Genomic DNA, 12,370 nt, shown 5'->3' on the forward strand with positions numbered 1-12,370 from the left:
CGGTGACGGATACGCTCCGGGCCATGGACCAGCAGTCGAACACCACCGAGGAGCCCATCGAGTTCGCGGACTTCAACGCGAAGCTCCTGGTGCTCGACGTCCTCTGCTACGACCTGGACGTCCTCGACCCCTACGACCCCGATGCCGAGGACGAGAGCGACGAGGACCTCGACGTCGACGGCCAGGACGACCGTGCCCGCGAGTACTACGACGACCTCGAACTCCTGCCGTCGCACCTGTCGTTGGTGACCGAGCTCACCGTCGACTCCGACCTCGAGGTGCTGCAGGACGTGCACCCGGGCTGGGACGGCTCCGACGACCGTTTCGACCCGCAGAACTGGGACGACCTGCTCGACCTGCCCGAACTCCGCACGGTGTACGCAGCGGCGCCGCTGCCGGCGCACGTCGCGGAACGCCTGGCGGCCAAGGGCGTCGAGGTCCGCTCCGCCTGACCGGCGCCGGGGATCACCGGGACAGCGCGTGCAGCTGCTCGGTGAACTGCCTGGCCCCGCCCTGCGCGGGGTGCCGCACCGCCACCGCGTCGATGCCGGCGAGGGCGAGCGCACCCTGCGCCTTCCGACCGACCGCGACGACCCGCACCCGATCGGCGCCGCCGAGGGCCTCCACGAGGGCGAGTGCGACCGGGGCGCCGGCCCGGACCTCGGCCGGTCGGGGCGTGCGGTTCGTCAGCCGGTCCGGGGCCACGAACGGGTGGTGCGGGAAGATCGCCCACGCCACGGGCAGCGGGCCGGTCCACCCCTGCAGGGCAGCGTGCACGACCCGTGACGACGCCTCCCACGGCGCGGTCGGCTCGGGCGGGACGCGGTACTCCGGCCCGAGCTCCCGCATGCTCGTGAAGGGGATCCCGGTGTTGGTCATGCCGCGCCAGCCCGGGGCCTCGGCCACCAGCACGGTGTCCGCCGTCGGTGCGAGCCGCTCGAGGTACCGCGACAGGTTCGTGCGGCGCAGGCGCCCCTCGTCCGAGCGCACGTCGTACAGGGCCTCGGCGTCGGGCTCGACCGGCACGGCGTCGAGCGCCTCCCAGAACCGGACGAACCGGTCGCGCCCGTCCGGATCGCTCACGAGCGACCGAGCACCCGGTGGTAGACGTCCTCGAGTCCGGCGGCGGACCGCTCCCAGCTCAGGCGCTCCGCGTGCTCCCGACCCGCCGCGGCCAGGGCAGCCGCGTAGGGGCCGTCGGTCAGGATCCGCTCGATCTCCGCGGCCCACACCCCGGGATCACGCGACTCGAGCACGACGCCCGTCTCGCCGTCGACCACGGCCTCACGCAGCCCCCCGGCAGCGGCGGCCACGACCGGCACCCCGGAAGCGGACCCCTCGAGCGCGACGAGTCCGTACGTCTCGGAGTGCGACGGCACGAGCACGGCTGCCGCGCCACGGAACAGGAACGCCAGGTCGGCGCGCGACTGCGGTCCGATGAAGGTGACGCGGTCGGCGATGCCGTGCGCGGCGGCGAGCCGACGCAGTTCGTCCACGTAGTCGCCCGCCTCGCTCGAGGCGTCACCCGCGATCACCAGGGTGGGGCGGGCCTCCAGGCTGATGCCGGCGATCGCCTCGATCGCCAGGTCCAGTCCCTTCAACGGCTGGACGCGGGCCGCCGCGACCACGTAGGGGGTGGCGGCGCGGCGCGCGCCAGCCGCAGCCGGGCGGAAGACGGACCCGTCGACACCCGGCGGCACGATCCAGGTGCGAGCGGTGTCGCCGCCGAGCCGGGTGCGGACGGTCGACGCCTCGGCCTCGGACACCGCGACGACGGCGTCCGACTCGCGGGCGAGCCGTTCCTCGCCCGCGATGCGACCGGCCGACTCGGGGCGCTCGCCCTCGGACAACGGCGTCGCGGGGTCAGCGGCGATCGAGTGGAAGGACTGCACGTGGGGGAGGCCCCGCTCGCGGGCGACCGGCAGGGCGGCAGCACCGGAGAACCAGTGGTGGGAGTGCAGGACGTCGAACGGGCCGAGCTGTTCGAGCCCCTGCCGGAACGGCTCGATGAACGCGTCGTGCTCGCCCTTCGGCACCGGCTCGGCCGGGCCCGCGGACAGGAACCGCAGGCACACGCCCGGCACGAGCGACACGGAGTCGGGCTGCGTCGGTGCGGAACGGCGCGTGATGATGTCGACGTGGTGGCCCCGGTCGGCCAGGGCCTCGGCCTGGTGCCGGACGACGACGTTCATGCCGCCGACCTCGCCCGACCCCGGTTCGTCGCCGGGGGAGGTGTGCAGCGACACCAGCCCGATGTGCAGGGGTTCGGTCGTGGCGCTCACCGCTCAACCCTAGCCGCGTGGCCCCCGCTGCGACGGGCGCGCCGGCGCCACGATGACGGGCCGGCGGCCCGTCTCGTCCAGCGTGTCGGTGTGGAGGTCCGGATCGCCTCCCAGGATCTGCACGCGCCCGTCGCCGTGTCGCTCCCAGAACGCGGCGGTCCAGGCGCACAGCGCGCCGTCGAGCAGGTCCTCGCGGTGCTTGTGCGTCGGGCCGTGCAGCACCGACGGGTCTGCGAGCGCGCGCGTCAGCGGGTGCGAGTCGAGCAGCAGCGGTGGGTCGAGCGGCGTCCCGCGCAGCCGCCGGACCAGCTCGTCGAAGGCCTCGGCACGGCGGGCCCGGGCCTCGGCCGCGGGGATCTTCAGGTCGAGGCGCTTGTAGCGGGGACGTTCGACGTCGTAGCCGAGCTCCTCGACGCCGACCAGGGTCGTGTACGGGTAGCACTCGAACATCGCCGGACCGGTGCGTTCCCGCATCGCCTCGGTGCTCGACACGTACCCGACGCCGTGTTCCGTGAGCGCGTCGAGCAGTCGGGCGCCGGCGCTCGCCGCGGACGCCAGGTTCGTCGGGTTGGCGGCGACCTTCCACCGGCCGTAGCGCTGCCCGACCTGGCGTTCGGCCTCGCGGATGCCGGTCGGGTTCGTCACGACGAGCGAGGCGTCGACGGCGACCAGGGTGCGCGGGCCCAGGTGCCCCACGATCCAGTCGGTCACCTCGGCGACCCCGCGGGCCCAGCCGGCGTCGGTGATCGTGCCGTCGTGGTCCATCGCGACGAGCCCGGTCTCGTTGGGCGCGCGGGTGGGGGAGCCGAGGCCCCACGCCAGGTCGATGCCGAGGTACGCGTTCACCACCTCATCCTGCCGCCCGACAGGGCGGGCCTGGGGCCTGCCGCGGTGACGCGTGTACGGTCCGTCGCATGGCGAGTGAAGCGACGGTGCTGACCGTGCCCGGCCCCGACGGCGACCGCGAGGTCCGGATCAGCAGCCCGTCGCGGGTGCTCTGGCCCGAGGCGGGGATCACCAAGCGCGACCTGGCCGAGTACCTCGTCACGGTGGGCGACGCCTTCGTCCGGGCGAACGGCGGCCGGCCGATCTCGCTGCAGCGGTTCCCCGGAGGGGTCGACGGCGAGCAGTTCTTCTCGAAGAACCCGCCGAAGGGCGCCCCCGACTACGTCCGCTCCGTCACCGTGACGTACCCGAGCGCCCGCTCCCACCCGCAGCTCGTGATCGACGAGCCGGCGGTGGCGGTGTGGGCAGCGCAGATGAACACCGTCGTGTTCCACCCGTGGGCGTCCCGTGCCGAGGACAGCGACCACCCGGACCAGCTCCGCATCGACCTCGATCCGCAGCCGGGCACGGACTTCTCGGACACGGTGCCGGTGGCGCAGGAACTCCGCAGGGTCCTCGACGAGGTCGGCCTGTCGACGTGGATCAAGACGAGCGGCAACCGTGGCCTGCACGTGTTCGCGCCGATCCGTCCCGAGTACGAGTTCCTGGACGTGCGGCACGCGGTGATCGCCGCGGCGCGGGAACTCGAGCGTCGGATGCCCGACCGGGTGACGACCGCGTGGTGGAAGGAGGAGCGGGGGCAGCGGGTCTTCGTCGACTTCAACCAGGCGAACCGTGACCGGACGATGGCGGGTGCCTACAGTCCGCGGGCACTCGCGCACGCGTCGGTGTCGACACCGATCACCTGGGACGAGCTGCCCGCCGCCGACCCGACGGCGTTCACGGTGCGGACCGTGCCCGAGCGCCTGCAGACGGTCGGCGACCCGTGGCAGGACATGCACGCGGAACCGGCGAGCATCGCCCCGTTGTTGGCGTGGTGGGAGCGCGACCTGACGAACGGCGCGGGGGAGCTGCCGTTCCCGCCCGACTTCCCGAAGATGCCGGGGGAGCCGCCGCGTGTGCAGCCGTCCCGGGCGAAGAAGACGAGCTGAGCGTCAGGAGGCGGTGCTGACGTCCCGCTGACGGTCCTGGTCCTCGACGCGCGTGGTGTGCGTCGGGAGACCGATGCTCGCGGTGTGCAGCCGGGTCAGCCGCGACCACGTGCCGCGGTGGACGTCGGTGATGCCGTCGACGATCACGAGCCGAGCCCGATCGTGACGAGGGCGAGTGCCGTGGCGGTGACGCCGGCGATGGCGCTCACGATCGCGCTGAGCTGCAGGGCGCGCTGGCGCCGTGCCTCGCGGACCTCCGTGAAGGGAGTCCGCCGATCGTGGCGGACAAGCGTGCTGGTGCTCATGTCGATCCCCTCCGATCCCTGGGCGTCCGGGTTGACGCCTGTGCTGCTGCGATCATCCTGGCACGACTTCGCTAGTTCGGCTAACTATGTTCCGTCGAGAGCGGCAATCGGACAGCCCTCCGCTGCCGGTCCCTCCCTTCAGGAGAGGACGTCGTGCAGGTCGTACGCCCTCGGCACCTCGAGCTGTTCGAAGCCGCACGACCCGGCGTCGCGGTCCGGCCGCCACCGCTCGAACTGCACCGTGTGCCGGAACCGGTCGCCCTCCATCTGGTCGTACCGCACCTCGAGCACCCGCTCCGGCGCCAGCCGGACGAAGGACGTGTCGCGACCCGACGAGAACCGGGACCGTTCACCGTCACCGGTGACGGGCCTCCCGTCCGCATCGCGGAGCACGACGGGGTCGAGCTCGTCGACCAACGCGGCCCGGCGCTTGTCCGAGAAGGCGGAGACGCCGCCGACCTGCCGGAGCTCGCCGTCCTCGTCGTAGAGCCCGACGAGCAGCGAGCCCACGCCGGAGCCGCTCTTGTGCACCCGGTACCCGATCGCCACGACGTCTGCGGTGCGGTGGTGCTTGACCTTGAGCATCGAGCGCTTGCCCGGTTCGTAGGGCCGCGCGCGGGGTTTCGCGACGACCCCGTCCAGGCCGGCGCCCTCGAAGGTGGTGAGCCACTCACGCGCGAGGTCGACGTCGAGCGTCGTCCGGGTGACGAAGAGCGGGTCCGTCATGTCGGCTCCGAGCTGCTCCAACCGCTCGCGCCGCTCGTCGAAGGGCAGGTCGACGAGGTCCTGGCCGTCGACGGCGAGCAGGTCGAACGCGACGAACTGCGCCGGGGTCTCAGCGCTGAGCTTCGCGATGCGCGAGGCCGCGGGGTGGATGCGCTGCGACAGGGCCTCCCAGTCGAGGCGTTCGGCACCCGGTGCGCCCGAGCGCAGGATGACCTCGCCGTCCAGCACCACGGGGTGGTCGCGTCCGCCGAACTGGGCGCGGAACGCCTCGACCAGCTCGGGGAAGTACCGGGTCAGCGGCTTCGCGCCGCGACTGCCGATCACGACGTCGTCGCCGTCGATGGTCACGATCCCGCGGAAGCCGTCCCACTTGGGTTCGTACCGCAGACCGCCCTTCGTGCTGTCCGGGTCGGGGACGGTGGCGACGGCCTTGGCGAGCATCGGTGCGATCTCCATGTCTCGTGTCTACTCGTCGGCGCGGTGCGGGATCGTGAGCAGCAGCCGTGCGGGACCCGCGTCGGTAGGGTGAGCAGCGTGACGACCGTGCCCCCACCGGCGACGCCGGCACCGGAATCGATCAGCCCCGTGCAGGCCGCAGCGCTCCGCGACGGTGTGCTGCCGCCCGTCGAGCAGGTCCGGCCGGGCATCTGGACCTTCGCGGTGCCGTTCCGCTCCGGCGTCCCGGACGCCACCCTGGTCTACGTGGTCGAGGGGTCGGACGGGTCACTCGCCGTGATCGACCCCGGGTGGACGGCCGACGGAGGACTGCGCGAACTGCGGGACGGGCTCGGCGCGATCGGCCGCTCCCTCGACGACGTGTCGCTCGTGGCCGTGACGCACCTGCACGCCGACCACCTCGGCGCCGCGGCAGCGATCCGCCGTGCCACGGGCGCCCGCGTCGCGATGCACGGGCTCGAGGTCGCCGCCCTCGAGCACGAACGCGCCGACGCGGAGCGCACCGATTCGGACATCGCGACGTGGGGCGTCCCCGAGCACCTGCTCGCGGGCGTGGTCGAGGCCTGGGGGAGCGGCCGACGGGTCGGGATGGGCCGGATCGAGGCGCCGTACGCCGACCTGCTCCTGGCCGACGGCGACCTGCTGCCGATCCCGGGTCGGACGATCCGCACGCTCTGGACCCCGGGCCACACCACCGGGCACGTGTGCTTCGTCGACGAGGCCGACGGGCTGCTCTTCACGGGCGACCTCGTGCTGCCCCGGATCAACTCCGGCATCGGGCTCGGCGGTCGGTCCGACACGAACCCGCTCCGCGACTACCTGGCGTCACTCACACGGCTCGAACCGTACGCCGACCTGGAGGTCTGCCCGGGGCACGAGTACCGCTTCCGTGACGTCGTGTCGCGCGCTCGGACGCTCGCTCGGCACCGCGAGGAGCGGTCACGGCACGTCGCCGCGGCGCTCGACGCGCTCGACCACCCGACGCTGTTCGACGTTGCGTCCCGCGTGCCGTTCAGCGGTGGGATCGAGTCGATGACCGGCTTCCTGCTGGCGAGTGCTCTGACGCAGACGGCCTTCCACGCCGACCTGCTCGGACGTGCCGACGAGGTCCGGCGCGTCTGACGGTCGCCGCCGGGGTCAGCCGAGGGTCGTGGCGAGCCGCTCGATCGTCGTCCGGGCGTCGGCGAACTCGGCCGCGGCGTGTCCGGCGAGCGGCGCGAGGTCGGGCAGGCGGTCGGCGAGCGTCGCACTGACGGTGACCGGGTAGAGCTTCATGCCGAGCGCGGTGCCGAGCACGATGTGCAGGACGGGGGAGCCGTGGTCCCAGTCCTCGGTGGGGGTGCCGGCGTCGTAGGTGCCACCACGGCTGACGACGGTGACGACCGGCTTGCCTGCCAGGGGCTGCACGCCGCCGGTGAGGACACCCGGGATGTGGACGCGGTCGATCCACGCCTTGAGGGTCGAGGGCACCGTGTAGTTGTAGAGCGGGGCCCCCACGACCACGACGTCGGCGGACAGCAGCTCGTCGATGACCTGCTGGCGGAGCGCCTCGGCCTCCGGCGCGACGGACTCCTCGGGCGTGCGGTCGGCGGCGGCCCAGTGCAGCGCCGACGTCTCCAGGTGGGGGAGCTGGTCGACGTGCAGGTCCCGGCGCACCACCGTGTACTCCGGTCCGCGAGCGCGCCAGGCGTCGGCGAAGGCCGCGGTCAGCGCACGCGAGCGCGAGTGGGACAGGTCGGCCGAGGAGTCGATGTGCAGCAGCGAGGGCATGCGGCCACGCTACCGGCGCGGACGCGGAACGGCCCCGCCGTCCCGAAGTGGGACGACGGGGCCGCTCGGTGTGCAGGTGTCAGCGCTGGGTGCGGCGACGACGTGCGAAGCGGGCGCCGATGAGGCCGGCACCGGCGACGAGCAGGCCGAGGGCCCACGGCAGGGCGTCGGTGGTGTCCGAGCCGGTGTAGGCGAGCTGGCCGCCGGTGTTCACCGGAGCGACCGGGGCCGCTGCCGGCGCGGCCGGGACCGGCGCGACGACGGCCGCCGCGGTCGGCCGGACGTCCACGGCGAACGACGTGTCGAAGTCGCCGGCGGTGACGGTCAGGTTGTGGATCGAAGCGTGCGGGAAGGTCACGTCGACGAAGCCGAAGTCACCGATCTCGGGGTCGACGGCGATGACGTCCGAGGCCACGTCGGAGGTGACGGTGGGCAGGATCGCCTCGTCGTCCTCATCCAGGATCTGGTTGCCGTAGCGGTCGACGAGCAAGCCGGTCACGACGAGCGTCCCGCCCTGCGCGATGGTCGGCCGACCACCCTCGACCTCGGTGCCGCTGTACCCGCCATCGCCGTCACTGGTCATGGTCGTCGTGTAGATCTTGCCGTCCGGGTCGATGACCCAGGTGGTGCGGGTGCTGGTGTCCTCCTCGTCGAAGTCGAACACGCCGGCGCGGTCGGTCGTGTAGACGAAGAGGCCCAGCGGTGCCGCGGCCTCGACGTTCAGCGAGACGTACTGCGTGGTCGTCTCGGTGCCGCTCGTCGCGGTGATCGCGAAGGTCCACTCCGAGGCGTCGGTGGTGACGCCGCTGAGCTCGCCGGTCGATGCGTCGAAGGTCAGGCCGTCGGGGAGCTGGTCCGCCGGCGTCATCCCGTCCTCGGGGAACTCCTCGGCGTACTCCGCGTCCTCCTCGGAGAACCAGTCGATGCTGTAGGTCGGCTCCGGGGAACCCTGCGCGCGGAAGGTGTGCGTGAAGGCCTCGCCTGCGCCGGTGAACAGCACGAGCGGGCTGTCCTGCGTCGCGCCGACCTTGGTGGGCTGGCCGTCCTCGCCGAGGAACGCCGGGGTCTGCGTGACGGCCGCGGTGGCCTGCGAGGTGACGGTGCTGGTCTCGGTCGCGCCGGGCAGCGTCCCCGTGACGGCGACGGTGATGGTCTTGCGCACGTCGGTGGCTGCGACGCGGTAGGTCGCGGTCTTCGACAGGACGGTGCCCGCCTGGTCGGTCCACATGTACTTGTAGCCCTGCTCGTCGTCGAAGCCGGTGACGACGGCGCTGAGGAGCGTGCCGACCTTCGCGGCGCCCTCGATGGTGACGGTGGCGTCCGCGGCGGCCACGGCGACGTCCGGCTTCGCGGTCTCGGTCGGCTTCGGGGCCTCGGCAGCCGGCGCAGCGGGCTCCGGCGCGACGGGCTCGTCGGTGACCTCCGGTGCCGGGGTCTCCTCGACGGGAGCCGGGGTCTCGGGCGTGGTCTCGGCGGGCGGGTCGGTCGGCGTCGGCGTCACGTCGCCGTCGGCCGGCATCGGCGTCTCGACTGCCGTGACCGGCTGCGTCGTGTCGACCGGCTCGGCGTTGGCGGCGGTCGCCGTCATGATGCCGAGGCCGGTGGTCAGGCCGACGAGTGCGACGGTCGTGCCGACGGCGCAGGCGCGACGGACGGTGGAGGTGCTGCGGTGCACGGGTTCCCCCCAGGGGTTCGGGTCCGGTCGGGTACCGGATCTTGTGAATCTGCCGAGAATGTCGGCGTTCTCGGATCGTAGCGGTGCCGGGTGGCGGCCCAGGGCTGGTTGGCCGGTTTGTGACCAGAGCTGGGGGTGCGTGCGGGAAGCCGCAGGATCGTTCGTCTCGCTGCGGGTCGCGCACGGACGGACGGGAGGCGCGGGGCGGGCCCGCCCCGTGCCTCCCGTCCGTCGGTGGTCGCGTCTCAGGCGCGACGGCGCAGGCGGTGGACCAGCAGGCCGACCCCGGCGGCGAGCAGGGCGAGGGCCCACGCGAGCGGGCCGGAGGTGTCCGCGCCGGTGTACGCGAGGTGTCCGCCGTCGGCCGTCGGGGTGGTGTCACCGACGGTCGCGATCGAGGGTCGCACGTCCACGTCGAACGTGGTCGCGACCTCGCCGAGGGCGACCGTGATGGTGTGCGGCGATGCGTGGGGGAACCCGACGCGGGGTTCCCAGTCCCCGTGGGGCAGGGTGACCTCGTCGCTGGCGACGCTGCTCGTGACGACGGGCTGCGCGCCGTCCGACTCCCGCGTGCTGTTCCCGAACGCGTCGAGGGCCCTCACCCGGACGACCATCGTCGACCCCTGGGCCACCGGGACGGCGTCGACCGGGATCGACTCCGAGCTCTCCGCGAAGACCTCGCGCAGGCCGTCGGCGTCGCGGAGCCACGCCTTCGGGGAGCCGATGGTCCCGACGAGGAGGCTGAGCTCCTCGGTGGCCGCCGGCCGGATGGACAGGTGGACGTACTGCGTGGCCGCGCGTGAGCCGTTCATCGCCATGACCTGGAAGTCGTACTCGCCGGCCACGGTCGGGGCGCCGCTCAGGACCCCGCTCGTGTCACCGACCTCGAGGCCGAGCGGAGCGGTCGGGTACTGGTTGTCCGGGACGGGGAACGCCGTCGGGCCGGTCAGCAGGACGTAGTGCAGCTCCTTCGACGACCCCGTCGCGGTGAAGGTGCGCTCGATCTCCTCGCCCGCTGTCGTCTCGATCCGGATCGGGGACTCCGGCGTCGAGGGCTCGGTGAACGTGATGGTGTCCGGCGCGGCGGGTTCGTCGGTGTCCTCGGCGCCGACCACGACCTCGAACGACGTGGACACGCCCCCTTCTGAGACCGTCAGGGTCCGGGTGCCGGGCCCGCCGAAGGTCACGGTGTTCGAGGAGTCCCCGTCGTTCCACACCGCCGCGTCGGCGTCGTCCGTGCTCGTGACCGTCGAGCGGGGGTACTCCGGACCCGGCGTGGTCCGGTTGCCCCACTCGTCGACTGCGAGTCCGGCGAGCTTCAGCGGGGTGTCCTCGGCGACGGGGACGCTCGGCACGATGCGGACGCGACCCTGACCGGCGGCCTGCTCCCAGATCGTGCCGTCGGTCTCGACCTGCCACATGCCCTCGTAGTACGGCGTGGCGACAGCGAAGGTGACGCCCACGGGGTCACCGGGGGCGACCGTCAACGCGACGTACTGCGTGACTTCGGTCGAGCCGCTCCGGGCGACGACCTGGAACCGGAAGGTGCCGGCCTCCTTCGGGTCGCCGCGCAGGACGCCGCTGTCGACGTCGACCCGGTAGTCGGAGGACGGGGCGTCCTGGATGGCGTAGTCGACGGTGCCGTCGCCGCCGGTCGTCCGGAACGCGTGCGTGAAGGGCGTACCGCTGGTGGCCGTGAGCTCGATCGGGTCCTCCGCGGTCGAGGACTCCGTGAAGGCGAGGTCGCTGCCGTCCTCAGCCCCGGCGGTCGGGTCGTCCGCGGGTGCCGCGGGTTCCGTGGGCGCGACGGGTGCCGCGGGCTCCGCGGGCGTGGTGGGCTCTGGAGCCGCGGTCTCGGGGCCGGCGGCCGGCGTCGGGTCGATGGTCGGGCCTCCCGACTGCTCGTCGGTGTCGACCGTCGTGACGGGCCCGGCGGGCGCAGCCGACGCACCGGGTGTCGCCGAACTCGTGGCCGCCGTGGGCTCGGCGGCCACGGCGGTCGTGGCGCCGATGCCGAAGGCCGACGACGCGGCGACGACGGCGACGGCGGCGCCGATCGCGGCGACCCGTCGCGTGGTGGAGGTGCAGGGCTGGTTCATGGGATCCCCCTCGGATGCCGGTCGGGGCACCGGGAGGCGCCCTCATCCAGGAGGTGTCGGCGGCGCCGCGATCCTGACGCTCGCCCAGGTCTCGATCCGGTCACGGCGTCGACACCACCGCCACCGCGACGGGCGGGTGGGCGCCGTAGATCAGTCGCCGACGGCTGCCGCCGCCCGTTCGAGCGCATCGCGGAGTGCCCGGACGGCCGGTGACGACGAACCGGCGGCACGGACCACCGTGAAGATCGTCCGGCGGGGGCGCTCCGGCAGGTCCAGCAGCCGGCAGGTCGTCGTCCGACCGGTCCACATCAGGTCCGGCATGAGGCTGACGGCGTTGCCCGACTCGACCAGGCGGATCTGCGTCTGCAGGTCGGCGGTCTCGTACCGCACGTCCGGCTCGAAGCCCCAGCGCCGGCACACCTGCTCGGCGAAGTGGCGCGACGCCGTGCCCCGCGGCTCCATGACCCACGGCATCGCTGCTGCATCGTCGAGCGAGGACACCGGCAGCAGCGCGGTCTCGAGCGGTGGCAGGGCCAAGCGGACGGCGTCGGTCGTCAGGTCGGAGCGGTCGAGCCCGGACAGGTGCGGTGCAGCGTGCGCGGGGTACTGCTCGGCGATGACCATGTCGAAGTCGCGCGCCCACGTCTCGTTGAGCGCGGTCTCCGGTTCACGCTGCACCATCTCGATCCGCACGTCCGGGTGCTGCGTCGCCATCTCGTGCAGGGCACTCGGCATGAGGGCGAGCGCCGCGGACTGGAACACCGCGACCCGAACCCGGCCCTGCACCGACGGCAGGGTCTCGGCCACCTGCGACTGCGCGTGCTCCAGCACGTCGAGCACCTGACCGGCGGCGGCGACCAGCACCTCGGCCTGCGGGGTGAGCTGCAGCCGCCGGCCGGCCCGCCGCAGGAGCTGCACGCCGGCCTCCCGCTCGAGGGCGCTCAGCTGCTGCGACACGGCCGACGGGGTGAAGTTCATCGCCTCGGCGACGGCCGCGATCGTGCCGCGGATGGACAGCTCGCGCAGGAGCACGAGGCGGCGGACGTCGAGCATGCTCCGACGCTAGCCGGGTCACGGCCGGAACGGTAGCGCAACTGAACGGTACCCATCAGGAACGCTC

Annotated in this window: 13 protein-coding genes; 3 read left to right on the forward strand and 10 right to left on the reverse strand. The window is 73.1% G+C overall.

All coding sequences use genetic code 11. From position 1 onward, the window contains the following. Positions 1–23: 23 nt before the first annotated feature. Positions 24–452 carry a DUF6892 domain-containing protein gene (locus tag I8920_RS05960; RefSeq protein ID WP_198658222.1) on the forward strand — a complete coding sequence of 143 codons (429 nt, stop codon included), beginning with the start codon at positions 24–26 and terminating at the stop codon, positions 450–452. 13 nt (positions 453–465) lie between these two features. Here the strand turns inward: I8920_RS05960 and I8920_RS05965 are convergent, their stop codons facing one another. From I8920_RS05965 to I8920_RS05975, 3 genes are read right to left on the reverse strand one after another with little or no spacing between them, the layout of a single operon-like run. Beyond that, the gene (locus I8920_RS05965) at positions 466–1,083 is read right to left on the reverse strand and encodes a uracil-DNA glycosylase (protein WP_198658223.1); all 618 of its coding nucleotides are present in this window, start codon (positions 1,081–1,083) and stop codon (positions 466–468) included. Next, positions 1,080–2,282 (reverse strand): glycosyltransferase, encoded by a 1,203-nt coding sequence (locus I8920_RS05970; protein ID WP_198658224.1) that lies wholly within the window; start codon positions 2,280–2,282, stop codon positions 1,080–1,082. The genes I8920_RS05965 and I8920_RS05970 overlap by 4 nt, the downstream gene beginning before the upstream one ends. A 9-nt stretch (positions 2,283–2,291) precedes the next feature. Then, positions 2,292–3,128, reverse strand: coding sequence for a DUF429 domain-containing protein (locus I8920_RS05975; RefSeq protein WP_198658225.1), 837 nt, complete (start codon positions 3,126–3,128; stop codon positions 2,292–2,294). 68 nt (positions 3,129–3,196) lie between these two features. Here I8920_RS05975 and ligD point away from each other — a divergent pair, with 68 nt between their 5' ends. Next, positions 3,197–4,219 (forward strand): non-homologous end-joining DNA ligase, encoded by a 1,023-nt coding sequence (gene ligD / locus I8920_RS05980; protein ID WP_198658226.1) that lies wholly within the window; start codon positions 3,197–3,199, stop codon positions 4,217–4,219. 3 nt (positions 4,220–4,222) lie between these two features. Here ligD and I8920_RS05985 read toward each other — a convergent pair whose 3' ends face one another. From I8920_RS05985 to I8920_RS05995, 3 genes are all read right to left on the reverse strand, one after another. After that, positions 4,223–4,366 carry a hypothetical protein gene (locus I8920_RS05985; protein ID WP_198658227.1) on the reverse strand — a complete coding sequence of 48 codons (144 nt, stop codon included), beginning with the start codon at positions 4,364–4,366 and terminating at the stop codon, positions 4,223–4,225. Continuing rightward, complete coding sequence (locus I8920_RS05990) at positions 4,363–4,524, reverse strand: hypothetical protein (RefSeq protein ID WP_198658228.1); 162 nt, start codon at positions 4,522–4,524, stop codon at positions 4,363–4,365. The genes I8920_RS05985 and I8920_RS05990 overlap by 4 nt, the downstream gene beginning before the upstream one ends. A 138-nt stretch (positions 4,525–4,662) precedes the next feature. Further along, positions 4,663–5,706: an ATP-dependent DNA ligase gene (locus I8920_RS05995; RefSeq protein WP_198658229.1), complete on the reverse strand. Its 1,044-nt coding sequence runs from the start codon at positions 5,704–5,706 to the stop codon at positions 4,663–4,665. A gap of 78 nt (positions 5,707–5,784) precedes the next feature. Between I8920_RS05995 and I8920_RS06000 the strand changes: the two genes are divergently transcribed. After that, a complete protein-coding gene (locus I8920_RS06000; RefSeq protein ID WP_198658230.1) occupies positions 5,785–6,828 on the forward strand; it encodes an MBL fold metallo-hydrolase in 1,044 nt (347 codons plus the stop codon). A 15-nt stretch (positions 6,829–6,843) separates the two neighbouring features. Here I8920_RS06000 and I8920_RS06005 read toward each other — a convergent pair whose 3' ends face one another. The 4 genes from I8920_RS06005 to I8920_RS06020 all read right to left on the reverse strand — a co-directional run bounded on the left by I8920_RS06005 (position 6,844) and on the right by I8920_RS06020 (position 12,303). Beyond that, positions 6,844–7,476, reverse strand: coding sequence for an FMN-dependent NADH-azoreductase (locus I8920_RS06005; RefSeq protein ID WP_198658231.1), 633 nt, complete (start codon positions 7,474–7,476; stop codon positions 6,844–6,846). Positions 7,477–7,555: 79 nt separating this feature from the next. Then, positions 7,556–9,151 (reverse strand): putative Ig domain-containing protein, encoded by a 1,596-nt coding sequence (locus I8920_RS06010; protein ID WP_198658232.1) that lies wholly within the window; start codon positions 9,149–9,151, stop codon positions 7,556–7,558. A gap of 245 nt (positions 9,152–9,396) precedes the next feature. Then, positions 9,397–11,250: a hypothetical protein gene (locus I8920_RS06015; RefSeq protein ID WP_198658233.1), complete on the reverse strand. Its 1,854-nt coding sequence runs from the start codon at positions 11,248–11,250 to the stop codon at positions 9,397–9,399. A gap of 150 nt (positions 11,251–11,400) precedes the next feature. After that, complete coding sequence (locus I8920_RS06020) at positions 11,401–12,303, reverse strand: LysR substrate-binding domain-containing protein (RefSeq protein ID WP_198658234.1); 903 nt, start codon at positions 12,301–12,303, stop codon at positions 11,401–11,403. Between the last annotated feature and the right edge of the window lie 67 nt (positions 12,304–12,370).

It is taken from the genome of Curtobacterium sp. YC1, from assembly GCF_016267665.1.
GTDB lineage: Bacteria > Actinomycetota > Actinomycetes > Actinomycetales > Microbacteriaceae > Curtobacterium.